Annotated in this window: 28 protein-coding genes and 3 tRNA genes; 20 read left to right on the top strand and 11 right to left on the bottom strand. The window is 44.9% G+C overall.

The window, feature by feature from the left end; all coding sequences use genetic code 11:
* Nucleotides 1-213: 213 nt before the first annotated feature.
* Nucleotides 214-405: a helix-turn-helix domain-containing protein gene (locus A596_RS05330; RefSeq protein WP_039913136.1), complete on the bottom strand. Its 192-nt coding sequence runs from the start codon at nt 403-405 to the stop codon at nt 214-216.
* Nucleotides 406-499: 94 nt separating this feature from the next.
* Here A596_RS05330 and A596_RS05325 point away from each other — a divergent pair, with 94 nt between their 5' ends.
* The 18 genes from A596_RS05325 (at nt 500) to A596_RS05235 (ending at nt 11613) form a co-directional block, all read left to right on the top strand.
* Nucleotides 500-898 (top strand): helix-turn-helix domain-containing protein, encoded by a 399-nt coding sequence (locus tag A596_RS05325; protein ID WP_039913135.1) that lies wholly within the window; start codon nt 500-502, stop codon nt 896-898.
* A gap of 1099 nt (nt 899-1997) precedes the next feature.
* Nucleotides 1998-2267 carry a hypothetical protein gene (locus tag A596_RS05315; protein WP_039913132.1) on the top strand — a complete coding sequence of 90 codons (270 nt, stop codon included), beginning with the start codon at nt 1998-2000 and terminating at the stop codon, nt 2265-2267.
* Complete coding sequence (locus A596_RS05310) at nt 2264-2680, top strand: LuxR C-terminal-related transcriptional regulator (protein WP_039913131.1); 417 nt, start codon at nt 2264-2266, stop codon at nt 2678-2680. The genes A596_RS05315 and A596_RS05310 overlap by 4 nt, the downstream gene beginning before the upstream one ends.
* A 62-nt stretch (nt 2681-2742) precedes the next feature.
* Nucleotides 2743-3243 carry a hypothetical protein gene (locus tag A596_RS05305; RefSeq protein WP_160280086.1) on the top strand — a complete coding sequence of 167 codons (501 nt, stop codon included), beginning with the start codon at nt 2743-2745 and terminating at the stop codon, nt 3241-3243.
* Nucleotides 3243-3572 carry a hypothetical protein gene (locus A596_RS05300; protein ID WP_039913129.1) on the top strand — a complete coding sequence of 110 codons (330 nt, stop codon included), beginning with the start codon at nt 3243-3245 and terminating at the stop codon, nt 3570-3572. Before A596_RS05305 ends, A596_RS05300 begins: the two co-directional genes overlap by 1 nt.
* The gene (locus tag A596_RS05295; protein ID WP_039913128.1) at nt 3569-3826 is read left to right on the top strand and encodes a hypothetical protein; all 258 of its coding nucleotides are present in this window, start codon (nt 3569-3571) and stop codon (nt 3824-3826) included. Before A596_RS05300 ends, A596_RS05295 begins: the two co-directional genes overlap by 4 nt.
* 3 nt (nt 3827-3829) lie before the next feature.
* The gene (locus tag A596_RS05290; protein WP_039913127.1) at nt 3830-4279 is read left to right on the top strand and encodes a phage antirepressor KilAC domain-containing protein; all 450 of its coding nucleotides are present in this window, start codon (nt 3830-3832) and stop codon (nt 4277-4279) included.
* 163 nt (nt 4280-4442) lie between these two features.
* Nucleotides 4443-4781, top strand: coding sequence for a hypothetical protein (locus A596_RS05285; protein ID WP_039913126.1), 339 nt, complete (start codon nt 4443-4445; stop codon nt 4779-4781).
* Nucleotides 4782-4826: 45 nt separating this feature from the next.
* The gene (locus tag A596_RS05280; protein ID WP_039913125.1) at nt 4827-5663 is read left to right on the top strand and encodes a DUF2303 family protein; all 837 of its coding nucleotides are present in this window, start codon (nt 4827-4829) and stop codon (nt 5661-5663) included.
* 402 nt (nt 5664-6065) lie between these two features.
* Complete coding sequence (locus A596_RS05275) at nt 6066-6410, top strand: hypothetical protein (protein WP_152600109.1); 345 nt, start codon at nt 6066-6068, stop codon at nt 6408-6410.
* Nucleotides 6411-6680 (top strand): hypothetical protein, encoded by a 270-nt coding sequence (locus A596_RS05270; RefSeq protein ID WP_039913123.1) that lies wholly within the window; start codon nt 6411-6413, stop codon nt 6678-6680. It begins immediately after the preceding gene.
* Between the two features lie 363 nt (nt 6681-7043).
* The gene (locus tag A596_RS05260; protein WP_200882875.1) at nt 7044-8537 is read left to right on the top strand and encodes a DNA cytosine methyltransferase; all 1494 of its coding nucleotides are present in this window, start codon (nt 7044-7046) and stop codon (nt 8535-8537) included.
* Nucleotides 8537-8881 carry a hypothetical protein gene (locus A596_RS05255; RefSeq protein WP_039913119.1) on the top strand — a complete coding sequence of 115 codons (345 nt, stop codon included), beginning with the start codon at nt 8537-8539 and terminating at the stop codon, nt 8879-8881. Before A596_RS05260 ends, A596_RS05255 begins: the two co-directional genes overlap by 1 nt.
* A gap of 2 nt (nt 8882-8883) precedes the next feature.
* Nucleotides 8884-9258, top strand: a complete 375-nt coding sequence (locus A596_RS05250) for a hypothetical protein (protein ID WP_039913118.1) — start codon at nt 8884-8886, stop codon at nt 9256-9258.
* The gene (locus tag A596_RS21930; protein ID WP_052417250.1) at nt 9255-9689 is read left to right on the top strand and encodes a hypothetical protein; all 435 of its coding nucleotides are present in this window, start codon (nt 9255-9257) and stop codon (nt 9687-9689) included. The genes A596_RS05250 and A596_RS21930 overlap by 4 nt, the downstream gene beginning before the upstream one ends.
* Nucleotides 9686-10342, top strand: a complete 657-nt coding sequence (locus A596_RS05240; protein WP_039913117.1) for a hypothetical protein — start codon at nt 9686-9688, stop codon at nt 10340-10342. Before A596_RS21930 ends, A596_RS05240 begins: the two co-directional genes overlap by 4 nt.
* Nucleotides 10343-10348: 6 nt before the next feature.
* Nucleotides 10349-10552 (top strand): DUF4224 domain-containing protein, encoded by a 204-nt coding sequence (locus tag A596_RS22600; protein ID WP_084128061.1) that lies wholly within the window; start codon nt 10349-10351, stop codon nt 10550-10552.
* Nucleotides 10553-10656: 104 nt separating this feature from the next.
* Nucleotides 10657-11613, top strand: a complete 957-nt coding sequence (locus A596_RS05235; protein ID WP_160280084.1) for a tyrosine-type recombinase/integrase — start codon at nt 10657-10659, stop codon at nt 11611-11613.
* A gap of 309 nt (nt 11614-11922) precedes the next feature.
* Here A596_RS05235 and A596_RS05230 read toward each other — a convergent pair whose 3' ends face one another.
* The 6 genes from A596_RS05230 to A596_RS05205 form a co-directional block, all read right to left on the bottom strand.
* Nucleotides 11923-12399 carry an ImmA/IrrE family metallo-endopeptidase gene (locus tag A596_RS05230; protein WP_052417248.1) on the bottom strand — a complete coding sequence of 159 codons (477 nt, stop codon included), beginning with the start codon at nt 12397-12399 and terminating at the stop codon, nt 11923-11925.
* Nucleotides 12400-12482: 83 nt separating this feature from the next.
* Nucleotides 12483-12845 (bottom strand): helix-turn-helix domain-containing protein, encoded by a 363-nt coding sequence (locus A596_RS05225; RefSeq protein ID WP_039913114.1) that lies wholly within the window; start codon nt 12843-12845, stop codon nt 12483-12485.
* Nucleotides 12846-13247: 402 nt separating this feature from the next.
* Nucleotides 13248-14225: a S49 family peptidase domain-containing protein gene (locus A596_RS05220; protein WP_200882874.1), complete on the bottom strand. Its 978-nt coding sequence runs from the start codon at nt 14223-14225 to the stop codon at nt 13248-13250.
* A gap of 223 nt (nt 14226-14448) precedes the next feature.
* Nucleotides 14449-14525: transfer RNA gene (locus A596_RS05215), tRNA-Arg, on the bottom strand.
* Between the two features lie 173 nt (nt 14526-14698).
* A tRNA-Ser gene (locus A596_RS05210) sits at nt 14699-14786 on the bottom strand.
* A 78-nt stretch (nt 14787-14864) separates the two neighbouring features.
* Nucleotides 14865-15428, bottom strand: a complete 564-nt coding sequence (locus A596_RS05205; protein WP_039913113.1) for a nitroreductase family protein — start codon at nt 15426-15428, stop codon at nt 14865-14867.
* 156 nt (nt 15429-15584) lie between these two features.
* On the opposite strand from A596_RS05205, the gene A596_RS05200 reads away from it, so the two are divergent.
* A complete protein-coding gene (locus tag A596_RS05200) occupies nt 15585-16832 on the top strand; it encodes a hypothetical protein (protein ID WP_039913107.1) in 1248 nt (415 codons plus the stop codon).
* A gap of 144 nt (nt 16833-16976) precedes the next feature.
* The gene (locus A596_RS05195; RefSeq protein WP_039913105.1) at nt 16977-18356 is read left to right on the top strand and encodes an adenylate/guanylate cyclase domain-containing protein; all 1380 of its coding nucleotides are present in this window, start codon (nt 16977-16979) and stop codon (nt 18354-18356) included.
* A gap of 28 nt (nt 18357-18384) precedes the next feature.
* Here A596_RS05195 and queF read toward each other — a convergent pair whose 3' ends face one another.
* From queF to A596_RS05175, 4 genes are all read right to left on the bottom strand, one after another.
* Nucleotides 18385-19209 (bottom strand): NADPH-dependent 7-cyano-7-deazaguanine reductase QueF, encoded by an 825-nt coding sequence (gene queF / locus A596_RS05190; RefSeq protein ID WP_039913104.1) that lies wholly within the window; start codon nt 19207-19209, stop codon nt 18385-18387.
* Between the two features lie 13 nt (nt 19210-19222).
* Entirely contained in the window at nt 19223-19996 is a 774-nt protein-coding gene (locus tag A596_RS05185; RefSeq protein ID WP_039913103.1) for an ABC transporter permease, read from the bottom strand.
* Nucleotides 19993-20940, bottom strand: a complete 948-nt coding sequence (locus tag A596_RS05180) for an ABC transporter ATP-binding protein (RefSeq protein ID WP_039913102.1) — start codon at nt 20938-20940, stop codon at nt 19993-19995. Before A596_RS05180 ends, A596_RS05185 begins: the two co-directional genes overlap by 4 nt.
* Nucleotides 20941-21085: 145 nt before the next feature.
* Nucleotides 21086-21161 (bottom strand) — tRNA-Gly (locus A596_RS05175).
* Nucleotides 21162-21164 lie beyond the last annotated feature (3 nt).

Below are 21164 nucleotides of genomic sequence, written 5' to 3'. Positions count from 1 at the left end.
CCTCCACGCTCTCCGCACGCAAAAGAGCTAACCTCGCTTTTAGCTCTTTTTGCTCTACCAACAAATCACAGCAAGTCCGAATTTTTTTCACTTATCCTCCTGTATAAAAAAACATAGCCAGCCGGTGACAGCGATCATTGATGCAAAAAAGCACAATGAACTCACCAACCAGAAAGCCAGGGAAATTAGCTGCACCCCACGGATGGGAAGCAGTTAGGCAGCTTTCTTCTGAGATTCGTCGCCGTAAAGCTTCTCGATTTTTTTACCTAACTCATAACTAGTGGCTTGGTTTTTTTCAACCAAACGGTGAATCGTTGATTGCGTAGTCCCCAGTTCTCTGGCTAAAGCAGACTGAGACCAACCATGCTCAATCAGATATGACAACATCGCTTGAATGCCAATCATGTTGAATCCTCTACATTTAAACGAGCACAACTATACACAAATGTATAGATATAACAATGCAAACATGCATAGATATTTTCTGTAGTATTCGCATATGAATAGCAAAAGATTTAAAACACGGACTCTAATAGAAACCCTAACGCTAATTTGCCTGGCGAAAGGTGGCGATTACTTGCGCGCAGGAAAACCGAATCAAAGTGAGATTGGAAGGCAGGCAGGCACATCACAAACCAATGTGTCTAGATGGTTTGCAGGATCGAGTAAACCAACAGATGAAAACATCAATAGGCTCGCTAAAGCATTCAGAATTAGTCCAGCTCAGATGAGAGGCGAATTGCCGATTGATTTGCTGGATGGTGTGAGCCCTCAATCGGCAGAAGATGAGGAGTTTATGAATGCTTATCTTCATCTACCTGAGGAACTGAAGGAACAGATACGTGCTCAAACCCTGCTCTACAAGAAGCTAAATGATTCGAAGAACAACCAGAATTAATCTCCGTTAAAATCTCCCTTTTTTGCTCATTAGTTAACCTACTAAACAGTACATACACTTCAAGAAAATCCATACCAATATCCAAATCTGATCTATGATTAAACGCTTTCTGCGCGTGACTAACCATAGTTGCAAAATAGTTTATTTCTAAAAATTACAATCCCTAACAACATCAATGGAGGATACATGTCGTTAATAAAATGCCGGGAATGCTCGGGCTTAATGAGTAATTCAGCAAAGGCATGCCCTACTTGCGGTAAACCAGTGAGCACTCACTATAGCCTTACAAAAATTGCTGCAGTAGCAATCGTTGGATTCATCTGCTACCACTTCGCAACCGGACAGAACTCACACACACCAAACTATCCGACACTTCAATCAACACCTAAAAATAGCCCATGTACGGTAAGTGATTTTTCGGTAGAAATTAACAATTTCACTTTTGCCAATAAGTGCAGCCAATCAGACTGTTACTACATGGAGGGCTCCGCGACGCTAACAAATGCCTGCGCGGTTCCATCAGGAGCTCAATTGAAAATAGTTGGCCTAAACGCAAACAATAAACCTATCGCAAGTCGCAACTTTTGGCCCGAAAGCATACGAAACATTCCCGTAGGGAAAACCGTTGTATCACTCGACCAAGCACTGGATCATAATTCAGAAATCACCCAAATTACGTTGGAAGTAATAGATACCAGAGTTTGGAAATCTAAATAGCATTCCCCTTCACCATGAGGGGCTTTACAGCCCCTTAAGCCTAACTTTCCGCGACCCCACCCAGATACTCTTAAACACTTTTGAGTAGTTATTCCTCATAACTATGCATTAATGCATTGACATAACTATGCATACTTGTATAGATTTAATCAATACCTACAAACATTGAGGCAATTCCAATGGGGACTATAGGCATTCACCCATCATTCACAGCCAAACAATGGGCATATCCATTGCGAGTCTTTTTGTGGTCACAGCATTTACAGGGTTACTCCGCTGTAACCGGAAGGTATCTGCACCTTATCCCACCAGGTAAGACAGCCAAAGTTAAACAAGCCCACGCTAGTTCCCCGAAACCATTTAACGGGGGAGGCGCTGCAGCATGAGCGTACTGTCGCGGGTACATGGCATTTTTTCCGTACTCAATCTCGAAGAATGCAATGGGAATTATGAACGGCTGGTTATTGAGCGAATTGAAAACCTCGCAAAGATAAAGTCGTGCGACTTGCTGGATTTATCCCTGGGCGAAGTGCTGTCTTGTGTGGAAGCCGCTTACCTCGATTTCAATGAATTATCGCCAATTTTATTCCCTGGGCATAAACCTCGCACCGAGGCAGAAGTGCGCGCGTGTTTTGCGGAGCGCCTGCAATGAACGGCCCCACGGAACGCACAGAAACCGGATACCAATGCGGCGACCTGCACACATCCGGTCTACCGCCGCGGCAATGCCAAGTGCTGTTACTACGCGCTCGCGGCAATTCCATAAGTGAGTGTGCGCAACTACTCTGCTGCAGCCCCGCAAATATAAAACAGGCCATAACTGCACTGTTTTTAAAGCTGCACGCCGACTCCACTCCCGAATTAATTACCAAAGCGATTCGCAATGGTTACTTGCAATTGCGCTCAATTTTTTTCGTGTCGTTCATGTGTTTTTTATCTGCACTGCAAGCGGATGACAACGGAATAAATGCGCGCGTTTCTCGCACCACTCGCACCCAAACTGCTCGCGCACAACGCGCCGGCAAAAATAAAAGTTTATTAATTGATATTGAGGAAATTTGTTAATGAATCGCTTATTAGTCGGCGTCACAGGCCAGCGCAATCCAACAACCAAAGCCGTCACTCATTTGATCAGCCAGGAACTGAACCTGATCAATATCAATATGCGCCAACCTTTCCATGACGTTCTGGCAGCAGTAACCGGCCTAACGTCACAAAACGCTGCGCTGCTACCTGCAACGCAAAAAATTAATGAATTGAAATGCACTGTAGCCGCATTTGAGCGTTCTTTTTTTGCAGCGATCTACGAGCTCAATACAAATTATTTTACTGATGTTGCCGCACTGAGACTTGAACGCAGCATTGCAGGCTTTACCGAAACTCTGCAGAACATTTTTGGTGGCCATGTGATTAGTGGCATATCCAGACCAGCGGAAGCCGATTTTATTCGGAATCGCGGCGGAATCATGGTGCACGTTAAACACGGTGAAGGCTGGCCAGACTTTCACCCACTCAGCACAAACGCCACAGACATTATCGTGGACAGCAACACCCTCAATTTAAATGACCGCAAAGCCATTGCCGACTTGATGAAAAAAATCGACACCGCGAACAAAGAGGCGGCGTGATGGCGGGCCTAAAAACCATTCAGCAAGGCGCATACCTGTTAGCACTAAGCATTAAGAGCTATCGGGCCAATCACAAGCATTACCCCCGCACATTGATCGACGAAATGCTTGCGAGCGACCTCGCTCTGTTCGTGGAAATGGCTGTCCGTGTGAGCTTATTTGAAGCGCACAACAACGGCAAAAGCGGCTGGTGGATTGAAGAGGAATGCACCATAGAAAATCTTGAAAAGCTGCTGGAAAAAGCCATCAACAATAAAGACTACATCAGCATTATCAATTACAGCGCAATGATTTACGCGCGCAATAACGTGGACGGAAAGCAACTATGAAAAAGAAATTTACCATCGCGCAATTATGGGAAACGTACAAAAAAGGTGTATTGCCTGCAGACGCACTCGAAACCCAAATTAATGAATGCAAGCTCGCATTTTACGGCGGCGCCCAAGTGATGCTCGTAACCTTCACAGAAGTAGCGGAAATCGTTTCCGAAGATGAAGGCTGTCAGTTGCTTAACGATTTGCACCAAGAAATGAATCAGTTTGTTGCTTGCCTTTCGATTCCAACCAGCGACCGAGTGCAATAGCAAATGAACATACCGAATAAGAATTATGACCTCAAAGATGCGGCTCACTTATTCGGTATTAGTGAAATAGAGTTTTACAAAATACTGCGCGGTGAAAGCAAAAAATATCCCATAAAAAGGCAGTGGATTAACGCATCGAGACAAGAGCGAAACCACCCCTACCATTGGACCATCGCAGCAGGATTTTTAACTACAGAACAGCGTAAGCGGCCTTCACAACGCAACAAAAAAGTGAAGGTGCATTACGTGGTCACAGTCATCACGCGATTAGGAATCCATGAATTGGAAAATAAATTAAATATAGCAAGCTCACTACCCCCTTTAGTGCTTCCGCTCAACGAACAAAACGCTAGGGAGCTGCAGCAAAAACCGCGTAGTGCGGAAGATCAAACCGAGCGCAAAAAGTGCCTGGAATTATTGGGGAGCATGGGGCTTTTGAATAAGGCCAGTTAATGCAAAGAGAAAAACGGCCCCGCCACTGGGCCAGCGAAATCGCGGCCTTACCCACGAAAGAGCAACGGCAGGAACACTTAAATAAAGTCCCTCCACAGTGGCAAGCGTTAGTTAAAAGTCACGTTGAAATTACTTTTTTTGTTAACTCCAAGAGGAAAGAGTCATGAGCACAAATGTAGGAACTTTTTTGGGTGATTTGGATGGAGGCGTATTTGAAGAAAAACTTTCACACATCCTTTCACAAGTGGCCGGCGCCGTTTGCGATCACGGCCGTAAAGGCAAGATCACGCTTGAATTTGAATTAAAGCAAATCGGTAACGGCCACCAGGTAACCGTTGACCACAAAGTGAAATACGTCCGTCCAACCAAGCGTGGATCGGTGCAGGAAGACGAACAAACCAGCACACCAATGCATGTTGGGAAAGGCGGCGCCATGAGCTTTTTCCCCGAGAACCAAATTCCAATGATTGGAAAAAAAGGTGAAATACCCGCACAGGTATAGCCCGAATCTTTAACCCTCCCATTAACTACCAAAGGTAGATAGAAAATGAGTTTAGATAGTTCAGCAATTCAGGAAATTCGCAAAGCAGATGCAGTCGCTACCGCTAACGAAGCGATCACCAAACGCCTTGCCTCGAATGCAAAACCTGTAGCTGTAGTACCGCAAGATTTTAGCCTGGTCGAGCTGGAAAAATTTCAGCCGAAGCGCTCTCGCTTCCGTGGCCAGATGAACACCACCGTAATCAATGACTTTGTTGCATTTGTGAAAGCGCATCAAGTTAAAGGGGAATCTACTGGTTTTATTGATCCGGACAAAATGACCGCCAAAGTGTTTTTCAACTTGGGTGATGCGAACAATCCGGGCCATGGTGATTTCACTAGTGTTTTGTCGCTTGATAAGAGCGCAGAACTCCGCGCCCTGCTTAACACCGCCAACATGAATTTTTCTCAAAAGCAATTCGCCGAATGGATTGAAGACTGGGTACCCAATTTGGAGTTCCTTGATAGCGAAGGCGACATATTGGAAACGCGCAAAGTTATTTCAGCAGTGCGCCGAGTAACCATTGAATCCTCTCGCAAAGAAGATCACGAAGCACAGGACTTTAAAGCCACCAAATCTGCGCTGGAATCGATCGAAGCCAAGAGCGAGTCAGCCCTACCTTCCCTGATGAAATTCACCTGCATCCCGTACAGCGGTCTGGATGAACAAACATTCGAGTGCCGCATCGCACTGATTACCGCACATGAAGCACCAATTTTCAAAATTGCCATTCGCCAATTGGAAACCATGCAGGAAACCATTAGCGAAAACTTCCTCGACATTCTCAACGATCGCTTTGTTGAGACTGACTTGGAACTCTATCGCGGCAAGTTAGAAATTTAACACGGGAACCCACTGGCCCCTCACCAGTGGGCAACCAGAAAGGCTCTTGCAATTGGAAATAACCGAGACCGCACCCTCACAACCAACGGATGTAGAAAAACAATTCCAGCGCTACCGAGCGCAAACAGTTGTGACAGTTTCTAGGGCGGCAATATTGCAAGAGTCTTTCTGGTTGCATCAAGCCAATTAGTGGCACAGCAAAAAGAGCAATCAGCACGTCCTGTACGGGTGGCACCTGCAGGAAAGCCCAGCAAGCCCCCCAATAGAACTTCCATGGTGTGCGTATGGAGGGGAAGAGACAAAGGTTCAGCAACTGCATGCCAAGCAGGCGTCGCAATTGAAAAGCGACGAAGCCGGATGCGGGCACCACACACAATTTTTGTAAATTTTTTGGAGCACTTAATGACTACTCAAATTTTTATCCGCGCAGAAATCCATAACCAAGAAAAAGTTGTTCACGTAAAAGTGAACAATGAATTGCGCAATGTGCTGTTACCAGGTGAAAGCTGCAGTCACCACGTTTATGACGGCCAATCGATCACCATCGATGAAGTAGATGCGAATTATGCAACTGACGCTGGCACCGCCACCGGTACAGACGACAACGCCAATGGCACCACAGAAGGCGATACCGGCACCGGCGCAGACACGGCTGTCGAGACTTCAAGCGATGGCATCAACGCTCCTGCAGGCGCTGCAGAGAGCAATGCAACGACAGACACTGCCAACGCATCAGCCGCCGAGTAATTGAAGCAAGGGAACCTGCTGGCCCCTCACCAGCAGGCAACCAAAAGCACTTTATTTATAGAGTTTTTTTGGTTGGTCGGTTTAGCCAACACACGAAAGCGGTGCCCGCTGGCAACGGCGGGTTTTAACAACGATCGGAGACCTGCAGTGATCATCATTGAACCCAGCGCAATCATCGTCGGCATGTTTGCCCTACTGGTAATTTTTTCTATTTTCAGCCCTGCAGACCAATCCGATATTAACGAATGGGTGAAGAAATTTTATGAGTAAGGCACTACCAAAACCGCAGATTTCGCAACTGACTTTAGAGCGCATCAACAAAGGAATTATCAAATTCAATTTGTCCGCAGACATTAAGCCGCTAACACAGCACGAGCTTTTAAAAATTCAGGGGTTTGCTACTGAAAATTTTCCTGTTGTGCATCACATCAACCAGGCAAAGAGACAGCACCAATGAAGAGAAAACTTATAAAAATTGCGCAAATTTGCGGGTTAGTTATCGGGACTCTATTTGGCGCATTTGTGATTTACGGCCTTTTAACAGACTGCGAGCCATCACCAGGAATTTATTTAAAGCACTGCCCTATCGGATAAAAAAACGCCAGCCCATTTCCTTATGGCGCCAGCGTTGGCTTGCGGATTAATTTTAAAAAAGCGCCGGGGCTCTCCCCGGCAAATTACAAGAAGTTTCCGAAGAAACAACGCCACTTTATCGGCAAAAAAGCAGTAGATATAGCCGCAATAAGCGGAGATTTTTGTAAGCGAAATCGCACAACCACAAGGCAAAAAATGTTAACCAGTTATCGCACATCACCGCAGCAAAATCTTTGGCTTGAGCCGCTGATAGTGGACAACTTCGCGGGAGGCGGCGGCGCCAGCACAGGCATCGAGCGTGCGCTGGGGCGCCCAGTTGATATCGCTATTAATCACGATCCAGATGCTATCGCAATGCATTCAATAAACCACCCTCACACTAAGCACTATTGCGAATCGGTGTGGGACATTGATCCGCGCAAGGTAACTAATGGCCAGCCAGTGGGATTGGCGTGGTTCTCGCCCGATTGCAAGCATTTTAGTAAGGCTAAGGGTTCAACGCCTGTAAACAAGAACATACGCGGATTAGCGTGGGTTGCTAATCGTTGGGCCGCCACAGTGAAGCCACAACGGATCATGCTTGAAAACGTGGAGGAATTTGTTAACTGGGGACCAGTAGTAGATGGCAAGCCCTGTCCTAAACGCAAAGGCAAAACTTTTAACAATTTTGTCGGGCAATTGCGCGAGTGCGGGTACAACGTTGAATGGCGCAATTTGCGTGCATCTGATTATGGCACGCCAACGATTCGTAAAAGATTGTTTCTGGTTGCTCGCTGTGACGGGGAAGAAATCGCGTGGCCATCACCAACGCACGGCGATCCACGCATTTTAAACTTTAGACAGTCCGGGTTAAAAAAATGGCGTCCCGCACATGAAATTATTGATTGGTCAATTCCGGTACCGAGCATATTCGGTCGAAAGCGACCCCTTTCAGATAACACCCTACAGCGCATCTATAAGGGCATCCAGCGCTTTGTAATCGACGACCCAAAGCCCTTTATCGTTCGCATTGGACAGCAGGGCTTTGGCGGCGACGGAATGCAATACGGGCTTGATCAGCCACTAACCACTATCACCACAAAGCAAGAACACTGCCTTGTGACCAGCCACCTTATAAAACTCAAAAACAACCAGGTTGGCCAATCGCTTTTTGATCCAATGCCAACGCTAACCAACGTTGCACACGTCGGTGAAGTGCGCGCATTTTTAATTAAGTATTACAGCAGCGCAGACAGCGGTATCAGTTTACGCGAACCATTGCACACCATCACCGCGCAAGATCGCTTCGGCTTAGTAACTGTACGCGGCGAGCAATATCAAATCGCAGATATTGGAATGCGCATGCTGGAGCCACATGAGCTTTTTGCCGCGCAGGGCTTTCCCGCAGATTACATTATTGATCGTGATTTATTTGGCAATCGCATTCCCAAATACAAACAAGTTGCGAGATGCGGCAATAGCGTCTGCCCGGATATGGCCGAAGCCCTAGTGCTTGCGAATTACGATACCCGTTATTTGAGGCTGGCAGCGTAATGAAACCTTTTTTAACTTTCCGCGCGCCAGACGAATCGCATCTGCTTTACACGCCCAAGGGCCGCAAAAAATTCAAGGTTCGTATGTGGGTAAAACTGCCCAACAGAACCGAGACGGAAGAAAACGAAATTATCGTCCATGACCCTATTTTTCTAGGCGATTTAAAACCAATCCTGGACGACCACGCCAATGAGCTCATAGACATTTTGAATGCTGAAACTTTTCGCATTTGGGCAGAGTTCATGCACTCGATCAACGACTCAACCACTAACGAAGAAATCGATAATTTTTGCTTGAATTTTCCAACAAGCGGTTACGGTTTTGAGTGTTATATCTGGAGATAGCCATGCGCGAAAACTTTTACACACGCATTAAGAGCCATTTAGAAAATAGCTACCGCCACAGCCACGCCCCAAGACAGGTAAGCGTATACACCAAAGACTTGGAGGAAATGGTTTATCACTTCGAAAGGCTAGACGCGATGGCGCGCGCGATGTTCGAACATCCTGATTCAATTAAACGCCTACGCGACCAACTAAATGCCACCTGCATCGAGCACAAAGATAATTTGAATTTGGTCTCACTGGCAATTAGCCAGGAAATGACCAATCACCTTGCGAAAAAAGTGAAATCTGATCACCGCACTAAATACAGCAAGCCACCTCAACTTACTGGCACGCCCTCGATACAAAATGTGGAATTCAACGGAGAGCAAACATGATGGATAAATTCAATTATTCGCAGTTACTCACGCGCGCCAAGCTTGAGCAACTGCGCACGATCGCTGTAAGCCTTATTGCCGATGACAGCTATGCAATGACGTTCCAAACAATGGGGCAATATCGCACGGCCCTTATGAAGCGTCTTGCCGAGCTCGATCTACAGCCGCACTCGCAGCTTAATCCGGACTTGGTTGTAATGCCCAAAACGCTCACAGCAGAGAACGGAGCAAAGAGTGCACTTATTAGTGAATTCCACGTTACATCAGAACAAACGTGCTCTTATTGCGAAGGCGAAGGGAAAGCATCTGATGGCACCGACTGCATCGACTGTGATGGCGGCGGTACCCAGATTTTATTTCACGATGTCCCCTGGGACACCATCAAAAATATTTACAAAAAAGCAGTCAGCGTTTGCGAGGTAAAACCATGAAAGAACGCCCAATACTTTTCTCCGCGCCAATGATTCAAGCAATTTTGTCGGGAAGAAAAACTCAAACGCGAAGACCAATTAACCCGCTACCAGTTTACAGAAGCCCATTCTGGGAATTCCCCTGGGGAGCGGCAAGCAGTATGGATTTTTTGCCAATAGCTCCAGGTCACGCCACCTCGCACGAACACCCACAAGGTCAACCAGGTGATCGCTTATGGGTTAGAGAGGCGCATTACATTGTGTATGCACAAGGAAACCCGAACGGACACGTTATTGAAATCGATTATAAAGCCGATCCGGATTACACCAAACGCATGTGCCCTCAAAAATGGCGACCATCAATACACATGCCGCGCTGGGCGAGCCGAATATTACTTGAAGTCAAAACTGTTGGAGCCGAACGCCTGCAACAGATGACTACAGCAGATGCAATTGCAGAAGGCATTGAGGTTGTCGACTGCGAATTTGGTAGGCGCTGGCGCTGCTACACCAATCCAGATAGCTGGTATCCAGAAGGAAAAGAGACCGCTCCGCTACACAGCTTTCAAAGCCTTTGGAATTCAATTTACGGCCACAACGCATGGGATTTAAACCCTTGGGTATGGAAAACCGAGTTCAGTGTTTTGGAAACCACCTGTCAATTTTGGAAGTAGAAATAAATGAGCGCTCTACTAACAGAAGAACAATTAATGGAATGGACTGGGTACAAACGTCGGTCAAAAGTTGAAGAGTTTTTACGCCGGGAAAAAATTCCCTTCACTCGCGGTAAAGGCAACAAAATTTTAGTAACGCAAGCAGCTGTTGATCGCGTACTTGCAGGTACACCAGCAGCCAATACATCTAACGTGGATTCATTTTTCTAATGGCAAGAGATAGAGACAGAGACAACGCGCGCCTACCACCTTATGTATACAAAAATACAGCGAGAAATTGCTATTTCCATTGGGAATACTTGGGTAAAGGCAAAATGGGTAAAAAAACCAGATTGTGCTCATTAGATGCTCCCATATCGGAAGTATGGCAAGCATTTGAATCGTTATCAAAGAGCGAAACTAATACCCTGCGCTGGCTGCTAGACACCTACAACAACAGCGAAGCAAATCGAAAGAATGCAACCTCAACGCAACGTCAGCATGAAATGTATCGCAACGCACTTACAGAAGCCGTTGGAAAAAAAGGCACCAAATTTGGTGACATTCTACTCACCGATCTAAGCCGCATCACCATACGTCGTTATCTAGATATCGCCGTGTATAAAGTAGCCGCCAATCGGCATATCCAATATCTTAAGGCAGCGTGGAATTGGGCTAGCCAGCGCTACGCACAAGTACCCGTCGAGAACCCGTGCGAGAAAGTAACGTTAAACGAAGAGAAACCACGTGATCGCTACGTTGAAGACTGGGAGTATTACTTGGTACAGGAAATCATTTACAAAACTACAAAGAGCCATTACATCGCCATCATGATGGAATTCGCATACCTATGCCGTTTGCGCAACCAAGAGGTTAGAAACCTAAAGCATTCAGATATTAAAGACGGACACATCCGTATCACGCGCACCAAAGGCTCGTTAGGTGAACTCACCAAAATTAGCCATCGGTTGCGAGAAGCTATCATCGCAGCCAAATGCATTTACCCAAACGCTCCAGCACCTCCTGACGGAGCCTATATACTGCACGACGCCAAAGGTCTAAAAGTGAGCAAGAATCGCTTTGATAGCGCGTGGCAGCGCATTATGGAGAAAGCAGTAAGCGAGGGCCTGAAGATTGACGATCATATCGTGAAATTGGAAAAGCCTTTCACATTCCACGACCTGAAGGCAAAGGGAATGACTGACCATACTGAACACTGGGGCGGCCACAAATCAGAAAAAACGAGATTGGTTTACATCAGGAAGTTAAGAGTGATCGACGCGACCAGGTAAATAGTCAAAAAGGGAGCAAAGCTCCCTTTTCAACATTATCGTCTAGGCCAACTACGATAATGGCAAATTACATCTTCCCAACGTCCAAAACGAAAACGGACGTACTTCCGGACAAATACCGGCTTGCGAGAATTTGAAAACATAACAATGCCCTCAAAACATGAGGGGGGATTGATTGTCCAACACCTTAACTGTTAAACTGATTTTGCAGTTATACAATTTAAAAGCTATGGTGGTTGGCTCTAATTAGACCCCCGACTGCTAATTAGTCTTTGATGTATCCGAAAAGCGCTTTGAAATTGCCGTTTCTTAGCGCTTTTTTATTGCCCGAAACCTTCTCTGTGCGGCCATTTCCGACACATTGAAACGCAGCATAATCTCTACGTGAGATCTAATACTCTTTACCTCGTCCATTGGCATTAAAAATTCCGCAGCATAAGTATCAGCCTGCCATTCAGAATCCTCATAAACCTTGTGCGGGGGAGAGTTTTCAGATCTCGCGTAAGCTGTTACACCTTGATGCAAAAAAAGATGCCCCAATTCATGTGCAAGAGTAAATCGATCTCTCGGGTTACCTGATCGCGCGCCTTCATAAACCGACTCCCTAACTTGCATTAAAGAACTTTCAGGGTAAGTCCGAGCATAATCATTGGGTAGCTCGCAATCCTCAAGGATTTGAAGCGTAAACCCGGGCATAAGTTGCGGAAGCTGAACATCCAGCAACTCCACGATATTCCTAGCACCAGTAACTTTGGCACCAAATACAGCTAATAAATCTGATGTCATTTCCGATATATTCCGGATGTCATTACACGACATTGGCGGAACTTTATGCCCACGATTTTGCATTGATTACCTCTCACATACCCTTAGCCCTTTAGCTTTAAAATATCCCTCACTGCCTGCAATTGCTCGGCATTGAGGGTGCCCGTTTCAATACTTCTTGCAAACATTGCGACCGTTTGCTTAGTCTTGTCCTGCAAACCATTCAAGCTTATCTTTTCTTCATCTTTCGATTCTGCTGCAGCGGTAAGCAAGAGCAATTCCTGGCTATCGCTCAAATTGAACTTGAGTACTATTTGATTCAATAAATCATTAGTAATCTTTTTCTTTCCTGTTTCAACAGCAGACAAATAAGAAGCGCTGACAGAAAGTTTTTCGGCCATATCGCCCAAATTCATCGCCATATCGATCCGTAGCTTACGGATGAACTGTCCGAATTTAGTTAACATTTGCCATACCTCACTAGTTCATATATGTAGGTGCATTCCATTGGTACAGTTTTCTTCTTGCATCGGTTTAAAAAATTAACCGATTGGTTTAAATCCTACACCATGAAAATTAATCTGCAAGCATTTTTTATGTTTACAGCGATTTTTTAGCAAAAGTAGTAGAAGATAGCCTGCTGATTCATTAGCACCAGACTCTAACAAACCATAAGTGATAGAACGCCTGCAATGCTGCCAGGTTCTGGATTAGCTTATATCGAGAATTAGTATGAGAGACACTCAAGTAGTGTAATTGCAAAAAAAGGGGCATTACGCCCCTTTCTCTTCGAAATTTATGCCTGCCGTGGTGTTTGATTCTTTAACACCTGAAACTGAGCCTCATAAATTCTTTTAATTTCAGTTTGCTTAACTTCTCTTACGCTTCGGCTTTCCTGGGATTTCTTCAACATTTCCTGCATCTGTTTCTCTATCATCGACGCCTCCTTCGTTTGGCTGGTTACTAACATTTTCTACCTCCACATTTTCTGTGTCGACAGCAACGGCATCACTTTCTTCGCGAGGAATCATATCTACAATCTCTTCCCACGTTGAAACAATAGTCCGGTGCTTTCCAGAAGCCACGTCCAAACCATAGTTTGGTAAGAACGTTTTAAATAATAAATCAAATACCTTGTTCTCTACATCATTCGGACACCTAACTTCGTTAAATAATTCAGCAATTTCTTTGCGGTCTATCACAAAGCCATGAGCCGGATATGAGATTAACAATCGCTCGATACGCGCCCTGTCCGTATTGTTAAATTTAGAATTAAGGCGCTCTCCGTAAGCAACCGCAATTTGCATTGCGCGCTGATGCTCCCCCAACTTGACCGGATCAATTTGTTGAGCAATTGGTGTCACTAAACCGACAGCCATATTAGACGCAATATCAGATGCTAATTTTGTGCCAAGGCGCCCACCAAACTTCAGATCATAAAGATAGTTTTTGAAGGCAGCATTCATAGTTTCCTGCAGTGCTGACAGAGCTTGCATGATATCCAAACCTGATGAATACCCGAAAAGCTCATCTTTACTGCTAAGCTGGATATCCAACGGACCCAACTCGCCCCGATCACCGATTACCAGCTCGCTACCACCTATGCACATCAAGGTGCCAGCACTCTTACAGACCGAAGGTATGCCTACAATCACACCACTTGGGTAATAATGTCCCAGAGCCCTCGCAATACGGTAGCCCGCATTAGGATCGCCTCCGGTAGTTACCGGTATAAAAAAAACTTTTTTTGCACTATTTGATCGGTTTGCCTCGATCTTGCTAGTTAACTCTAAGTAACCAGCAACACTCACACTTCCACAATAGACAACAATATCGATTTCAGCCATGACAACTCCATCTTCCCGATTATTAGTTAAATCGAAGAGGAGCCTAGCACACAAATCAACACCCAACGATTACGTCGAGTTACGCCAAATCAACAGACAAAGAGCCCCAGCAATGGAATGGCAAACAGAGGAACTTATCGAGACGCTATAAAAGTTTTACCACATGGTTTTACCGCACATATAACAAAGGCTTAGCTGTTTCCAGCTAAGCCTTTGAATTGTATGGCGCACTCGGGAGGATTCGAACCTCCGACCGCTCGGTTCGTAGCCGAGTACTCTATCCAGCTGAGCTACGAGTGCGTTGTTGAGGCGCGCATTTTATTGATCGAGGCTTTGTGAGTCAAGCATTTATTTGATTTTCTTTTACAAAATTTTCAAATTAATGCTTTATAAATCAATCAGCTACAAATTCGATCAAGTTGTACAAACAGCATTCGATGCTGTGATGCGCGACTTGTATTTGCGTTGAAAACTGGCGGTGAGAGAGGGAGTCGAACCCTCGATACCTTGCGGTATACACACTTTCCAGGCGTGCTCCTTCGGCCACTCGGACATCTCACCGTTTTTCTTTGTCAGGGCATTTTTGCCTAGCCCTGCAAAGGCGCGCTAATGTACACAAGCGAACAGGTAAACGCAATCTTATTCCGGTGACCAATAGCTAAAAAAATCTTCCGGCTTTTGTTCTCGCGGCAGATGCACAGGAATTGATGGCGTGCCTATATACACATAACCAACCAACTCCTCATTGGTAGCTAAACCCAAAGCTGTTTTAATTTGTGGATCGTAAGCCATATCACCAGTGCGCCACACCGCTCCCAGCCCCAGGGCAAAAGCAGCGGTAATTAAATTTTGCGTCGCTGCACCGGCGGCAATAATTTGTTCAATGAGTGGCACTTTCGGATTGTCTTGCGTTTTTGCAATGCACGCGATAATCATCGGCGCACGCAACGGCATGGATTTAAAACGCTCCAGCTCTGGTTCCGTAATTTCCGGTTTGTTAGCCTGCGCAACACGGGCAAACAAGGCTCCCAATTTCACCAACCCTCCCTTTTCAATCACCAGAAAACGCCAGGGACGCATATTACCGTGATCAGCAGCGCGCAATGCGGCTTTAAAGAGCTGGTCCAGTTGCGCCTTATCAGGCGCTGGCTCCATCAGCTTGGTGATAGAAACCCGTTGGTGTAATGCTACCAGTGCATCCATAGTGTAAAAGCCTCAAGATTATTTCATTGAATCAGCCACTTAACAGGCTAATTACTGTCGTCAAAGTCGAATATTAGACAAACCTGTACCATACTTCCGAACATAGGGTTGCGTTTTGAGCGCACCCACCCACTGATTGTCTCGGCTCATAATAATATGCAAGTACCTACCCTTGTGCTCGTGGTAGCCATTGAAATTTATCTGGCATTGCTCATAGCAACCTTTGCGTTGCTCTACTTTTCTATCAAGCAAAAGAAATTAATTAAACGCCAGCAAAGCAAACTGAAAGAACTTCTCGACACCGTAAAAAACATTCAGACCCCGGCACTTCCACCAGCCAAAACCTATAAGCAATTTATTTATGAACAGTTGGATATCACTCAGGATCGCTTCAGTTTTCTGGCACCGCGTAGTGATATATCAGGAATTCAACCATTGGATGGCCCGCTCAACCAGCGCATTGTAGCCTTACGCTATGCATTTTTGCGCGCAGAAGAACTAGGCACTACCGCAGTTCCCGGCAGTGAGGGTTATTGGGATATTTTCAAACAGACATTAGAACCATTGCTTCAACCTGCAACGGAAAATCCACCAGCCGAAACTGACACCAATGAGCTTGAAACCTATAAAAAGCGCGTTGAGAATCTGGAGAAATTCAAGAAACTCTTTTTTGATCTGGAAAAACGTTGGAACGAAGCGCAAGCCAATGCACAAGGCTACTACAACGAGCTCCACGCAATGGCTGATAGCGTTGCTGATCGCGAGCAATATGAAGTGCTACTAGGGCGCTATAACGACAGCTACAACGATATTAACCATTATATTTACTCTGCCAGCAGCGCTATCAATGGCGTACCGCAAGAAAATAAAACTATTAACATTATTCGTCAGGACCCGCGCGCCGCCGATGAAATTATGAAATTGCGCAATGTCGCCGCGGATCAATACAGGGTAATCAGTAATTTGCAACGCAAGCTGGAGGAAGCCGTAAGCCCAGAGGAAAAAGATCTGGTTATAAAAGAACTCGAACAACAATTACAACGGCAAGTTCGCTTTGTGCAGGAATCAGATACTTGTGTTCAGCTCCTTGAAGAAGAGCTCAATAAAGCTAATGAGAAAATTGCTGAACAAGAACAACAATTGGACAACGAACATCATCTCGAAGAAGAAAACCAAAGAATCAAACAAACCCTTGAAGATTTCACCCAGGAAAGCAAAGAGCTGCTAGAGAATATTGAAGAACTGGAGAAAGAGAACGACGAACTCAAACATACTCGCGACGAAACTGCACCCGCTACTGCTGGCACATCGGATAACATTGAACATATCAAGACAGAGTTTGCTGAATTGCGTCGCCAATATGCCGAATTGGAAGAAAAATACCTGGAACTGAAGTTTAAATAATAAGCAGGCATAAAACGCGACGAACTTTCAGTTAACAAGTAGACATTTATAACAAAAAGCCGTTTAATTCGCAGTATCGTATATGGAGCTGGCGTCAATGCACAATGATGGACTTACTGCAGATAACAATAAGGCTTGAAACCAATGAACAGTAAGACTGATTCGCAGCTTCAAACTGAATCCCCTATCCAACAGTATTATTTTCGCGCGCTCATCTGTTTTGCCGCATCAGGGACATTAGCGTCTTTTATCAATTGGGATAACCCAAGCCTTACCCATATGGGTGTCATTGTTTTTTTATTGGCATATGCATACGGCACCTACCATTTTACCCGTAAACAATTGCCGGAATTAATGTCGCGCATCAATCGTTGGTTATCCCATGTAGATGCTGCATTGATTGGTATAGTTTTAAGCCTGACGGACTTCAGTATTCTTCCCTGTGTTATGTTCCTCACAATGATTCAATTTAACGCATTGATCAGTGGTGGAGTTAGGAAATTACTGGAAGACAACAGTGCTTTTGCGATCGGAATAGTACTCAGCCTGTTTATCCACAGCCCACAATTAATGTTATCCGGAAGTATTGAAATCAGTGCTGCCAGCCTGATTGGTGTAGCAACTTACTTTTTAGTATATGCAATTTATATGCATCAACGCTTTCATAAATTAATGCTTAGCCAAAAACAACTGGAAAACGAACAGAAGTGGCACAAAATCCGTGCATATAAATTATCACGTTATTTACCGCCTACCGTATGGCAGGCCATTAATCGCGGCGACGATAAACACTTACAGGCAGAACGTAAACGCATCAGTATTTTCTTTTCTGATATTAAGGATTTCAGCCAGCTTTCCGAGGAAATTGAAGCCGAAGCCCTCACCGAATTACTGAATCACTATCTCACCGAAATGTCCAAAATCGTTGCCCATTATGGCGGCACCATCGATAAATTTATGGGCGACGGCATTATGGTGTTATTTGGTGATAGTGCCAGCAAAGGCGTAAAAGACGATGCGACCCGTTGTGTTGCAATGGCGATAGCAATGAAAAAACGCATTAAATCGATGCAACAAGAATGGTTTAATCAAGGCATTAAAAAGCCATTGCAAGTGCGCATGGGAATTAACACAGGTTATTGCACCGTTGGCACCTTTGGCACATCCAACCATTTGGATTACACAGTACTGGGAACGCAGGTGAACCTCGCCAGCCGCCTGGAATCAGCCGCTGAACCCGATGAAATTCTGATCTCGCATGAAACCTGGTCGTTAGTCAAAGACACCGTCATGTGCAGGGACAAAGGCGAAATCCAGGTGAAAGGTTTTTCAATGCCCGTCAAGGTTTATCAGGTTGCTGATTTGCGCAAGGAAATGGGTAAAAATCAAACATACTTTGAAGATCGCGCCGAAGGTTTTTCCATGTATCTGGATATGGATAAAGTGCGCAATTATGACAAGCAAAAAGTGATTGAATCATTGGAAAAAGCTGCCGCCCGCCTCAAAGACAAAGTGATTGTTTAATCAACAAACAATCACCTCTGAAACAAAATCACTGACGAATAAGACGGATACCTTCCGGTTTTTCCCAAGCATGCGTTGAGCGAAACGGGTTAATATCCAACCCACCCCGCCGCGTATAACGTGCATAGACACTTAAATATTCCGGCTTGCACACACGCAACAGGTCACAAAAAATACGCTCTACGCAATGCTCATGGAAATCCTGATGCTCACGGAATGAAATCAAATAGCGCAACAAATTATCATGCACAATTTGATTGCCTTTATAACGAACAAATACACTTGCCCAATCCGGTTGCCCAGTGACTGGACAATTGGTTTTTAACAAATGACTCACCAGAGTTTCTTCAACTAAATCAACACCCACTTTTAATAATTCCGGTGCTGGATGATAGGCATCTATCGCCACATCCAGATCATCCAGGTATATCGCATTTGGCAGTGCGATAATTCCCAGATAATTATCCCCGCCCACACCGCGCAATGGCAGTATTTGCACATTAACATCGGCTTTGGCAGCGCGGGATAAATCCCCAATAATTATTGCGCGAACTTCGTCAACATTATTGAACCGGGTTTGGTTAAACGAGTTGAGATACAACTTAAAGGATTTTGATTCAATAATGCATTCACTATCACAAGGAATAGTAAATTCTGCCACAGCAACCACTGGCTTGCCTGATTTATCCAACCAGGACAACTCATAACCAGTCCAGATATCGACACCAAAAAATGGCAAGCCGGCATTGATATCCAATTGTTTGCGCGACTCACTGCGCGCAATAGGGAATAATAAATGGGGAGCGTATTCAGAAATATATTCTGTTTGCTGACCTAATGGATTGTGGCTCATATCAACTCCTGCATCACGCGCGCAAACGCTTACCGGTTTTCAATAAATGCAATGCAATTGCAAACAAGACCGCTACCAATACCGTCAATCCCACAAGCGCCATACCAATATGCAAATCACTAATGCCCAACATGCCGTAACGAAATGCGTTAACCATATGCAAAATCGGATTAAGTACCGATACCTGCTGCCAAAATTCGGGCAGTAAATTAATCGAATAGAAAACACCACCAAAATACGTTAGTGGTGTCAGCACAAAGGTAGGAATAATGGAGACATCATCAAATGTATTCGCATAAATTGCGTTGATAAACCCGGCCAATGAAAACACCACAGATGTCATAAACACAATAAACAATGTTGTAAACCAGTGATGAATATGTAAGTTAGTAAAAAACAATGACATCACCGTCACAATCAAACCCACAGCAACACCACGCGCAACACCACCCATTACATAACCCAGCAAAATAATATAGTTGGGTGTAGGTGAGACCAGCAGTTCCTCAATACTGCGCTGAAACTTTGCACTAAAAAAAGATGATGAAACATTGGCGTAGGCATTAGTAATCACCGCCATCATAATCAAGCCAGGCGCAACAAATTCAATATAGCTAAAACCGCTCATCTCACCGATACGGCTACCAATCAACTTACCAAAAATCACAAAATACAAGATCATGGTAATTGCCGGAGGCAATAGCGTTTGGATCCAAATACGGGTAAAACGTTTTATTTCTTTACGTAAAATAGTCAGGAAGGCGATCCACTGTTCACTGGCTGTCATGACTGCACCTCGTTTTTATTGGCATTTACCATGGCAACAAATAACTCTTCCAGACGGTTAGCTTTATTACGCATACTTACAATTTCAATTTGCTGGGCTGTTAATTGCGCAAATACACCATTTAATGACTGCCCTTTTTCTACTTCAACCTCAAATGAATGCTCATCGATTTGCGCAACATGGTGCCCACTCAATACCGGCAAATGCTGCAAATTACCTTTAACGTCAAAAATAAAAACTTCTTTATTTAATTGTTGGAGCAGATTTTTAATGCTGGTATTTTGCACAATGGTGCCACGATCAATAATCGCTATATTGCGGCACAGGCTTTCCGCCTCTTCCAAATAATGAGTGGTCAAAATAATTGTGGTGCCCGCTGCATTAATTTCACGCAGGAAATCCCACATAGAGCGGCGCAATTCGATATCAACCCCCGCAGTAGGCTCATCCAGAATTAATAATTGCGGCTCATGTACGAGCGCGCGTGCAATCATCAAACGCCGCTTCATACCGCCCGACAACATTCGCGCTGGCGTCTGACGCTTGTCCCACAAACTCAATTGCTTTAAATATTTTTCTGTTTGTATCTCAGCTTGTTTGCGCGGTAGACCATAATAGCCCGCCTGCTGCAAAACTATATCTTCCACTTTTTCAAACATACTGAAATTAAATTCTTGCGGCACCACACCCAAATGTTTTTTTGCGGCAGAAAAGTCGGTATCGGTATTTTTACCAAACACTTCAACCGTGCCCGACGTTTTGCGAACCAGCGAACTGATAATGCCAATAGTGGTGGATTTACCTGCGCCATTCGGGCCAAGCATTGCAAAAAAATCACCCGGCATTACATCCAGGCTTATACCTTTTAATGCCTCCAATTTTTCGTTGTAGGTTTTGCGCAAATTTTTAATCGAAAGCGCCGGGATAGAATCTGCCGGAGTCATAACGCCTCGCCAAAATCAAATGAAGTTAAATGCGATTGAACAATCGCAAAAAATGCAGGAAGGATAAAGCAAAGCACAAACAAAACCCATAAGGATTTTTGTAACGCTTTGATCAGAAAATACGATGACAGTAAAACTTTAAGACTGGAGCGGGAAACGAGACTCGAACTCGCGACCCTAACCTTGGCAAGGTTATGCTCTACCAACTGAGCTATTCCCGCTAT

The sequence above is a fragment of the Cellvibrio mixtus subsp. mixtus J3-8 genome (genome assembly GCF_000766945.1).
In the GTDB taxonomy this organism is placed as follows: Bacteria; Pseudomonadota; Gammaproteobacteria; order Pseudomonadales; family Cellvibrionaceae; genus Cellvibrio; species Cellvibrio mixtus_A.
Note: the sequence above shows the minus strand (reverse complement) of the source record. Positions and strands in the feature narration are given on the sequence as shown.

Coding starts and splice junctions, on each gene's coding strand:
- A596_RS05330 (WP_039913136.1), bottom strand. CDS start 405: ATGATTGGCATTCAAGCGATGTTGTCATATCTGATTGAGCATGGTTGG.
- A596_RS05325 (WP_039913135.1), top strand. CDS start 500: ATGAATAGCAAAAGATTTAAAACACGGACTCTAATAGAAACCCTAACG.
- A596_RS05315 (WP_039913132.1), top strand. CDS start 1,998: ATGAGCGTACTGTCGCGGGTACATGGCATTTTTTCCGTACTCAATCTC.
- A596_RS05310 (WP_039913131.1), top strand. CDS start 2,264: ATGAACGGCCCCACGGAACGCACAGAAACCGGATACCAATGCGGCGAC.
- A596_RS05300 (WP_039913129.1), top strand. CDS start 3,243: ATGGCGGGCCTAAAAACCATTCAGCAAGGCGCATACCTGTTAGCACTA.
- A596_RS05295 (WP_039913128.1), top strand. CDS start 3,569: ATGAAAAAGAAATTTACCATCGCGCAATTATGGGAAACGTACAAAAAA.
- A596_RS05290 (WP_039913127.1), top strand. CDS start 3,830: ATGAACATACCGAATAAGAATTATGACCTCAAAGATGCGGCTCACTTA.
- A596_RS05285 (WP_039913126.1), top strand. CDS start 4,443: ATGAGCACAAATGTAGGAACTTTTTTGGGTGATTTGGATGGAGGCGTA.
- A596_RS05280 (WP_039913125.1), top strand. CDS start 4,827: ATGAGTTTAGATAGTTCAGCAATTCAGGAAATTCGCAAAGCAGATGCA.
- A596_RS05275 (WP_152600109.1), top strand. CDS start 6,066: ATGACTACTCAAATTTTTATCCGCGCAGAAATCCATAACCAAGAAAAA.
- A596_RS05255 (WP_039913119.1), top strand. CDS start 8,537: ATGAAACCTTTTTTAACTTTCCGCGCGCCAGACGAATCGCATCTGCTT.
- A596_RS05250 (WP_039913118.1), top strand. CDS start 8,884: ATGCGCGAAAACTTTTACACACGCATTAAGAGCCATTTAGAAAATAGC.
- A596_RS21930 (WP_052417250.1), top strand. CDS start 9,255: ATGATGGATAAATTCAATTATTCGCAGTTACTCACGCGCGCCAAGCTT.
- A596_RS05240 (WP_039913117.1), top strand. CDS start 9,686: ATGAAAGAACGCCCAATACTTTTCTCCGCGCCAATGATTCAAGCAATT.
- A596_RS22600 (WP_084128061.1), top strand. CDS start 10,349: ATGAGCGCTCTACTAACAGAAGAACAATTAATGGAATGGACTGGGTAC.
- A596_RS05235 (WP_160280084.1), top strand. CDS start 10,657: ATGGGTAAAAAAACCAGATTGTGCTCATTAGATGCTCCCATATCGGAA.
- A596_RS05230 (WP_052417248.1), bottom strand. CDS start 12,399: ATGACATCAGATTTATTAGCTGTATTTGGTGCCAAAGTTACTGGTGCT.
- A596_RS05225 (WP_039913114.1), bottom strand. CDS start 12,845: ATGTTAACTAAATTCGGACAGTTCATCCGTAAGCTACGGATCGATATG.
- A596_RS05220 (WP_200882874.1), bottom strand. CDS start 14,225: ATGGCTGAAATCGATATTGTTGTCTATTGTGGAAGTGTGAGTGTTGCT.
- A596_RS05205 (WP_039913113.1), bottom strand. CDS start 15,428: ATGGATGCACTGGTAGCATTACACCAACGGGTTTCTATCACCAAGCTG.
- A596_RS05200 (WP_039913107.1), top strand. CDS start 15,585: ATGCAAGTACCTACCCTTGTGCTCGTGGTAGCCATTGAAATTTATCTG.
- A596_RS05195 (WP_039913105.1), top strand. CDS start 16,977: ATGAACAGTAAGACTGATTCGCAGCTTCAAACTGAATCCCCTATCCAA.
- queF (WP_039913104.1), bottom strand. CDS start 19,209: ATGAGCCACAATCCATTAGGTCAGCAAACAGAATATATTTCTGAATAC.
- A596_RS05185 (WP_039913103.1), bottom strand. CDS start 19,996: ATGACAGCCAGTGAACAGTGGATCGCCTTCCTGACTATTTTACGTAAA.
- A596_RS05180 (WP_039913102.1), bottom strand. CDS start 20,940: ATGACTCCGGCAGATTCTATCCCGGCGCTTTCGATTAAAAATTTGCGC.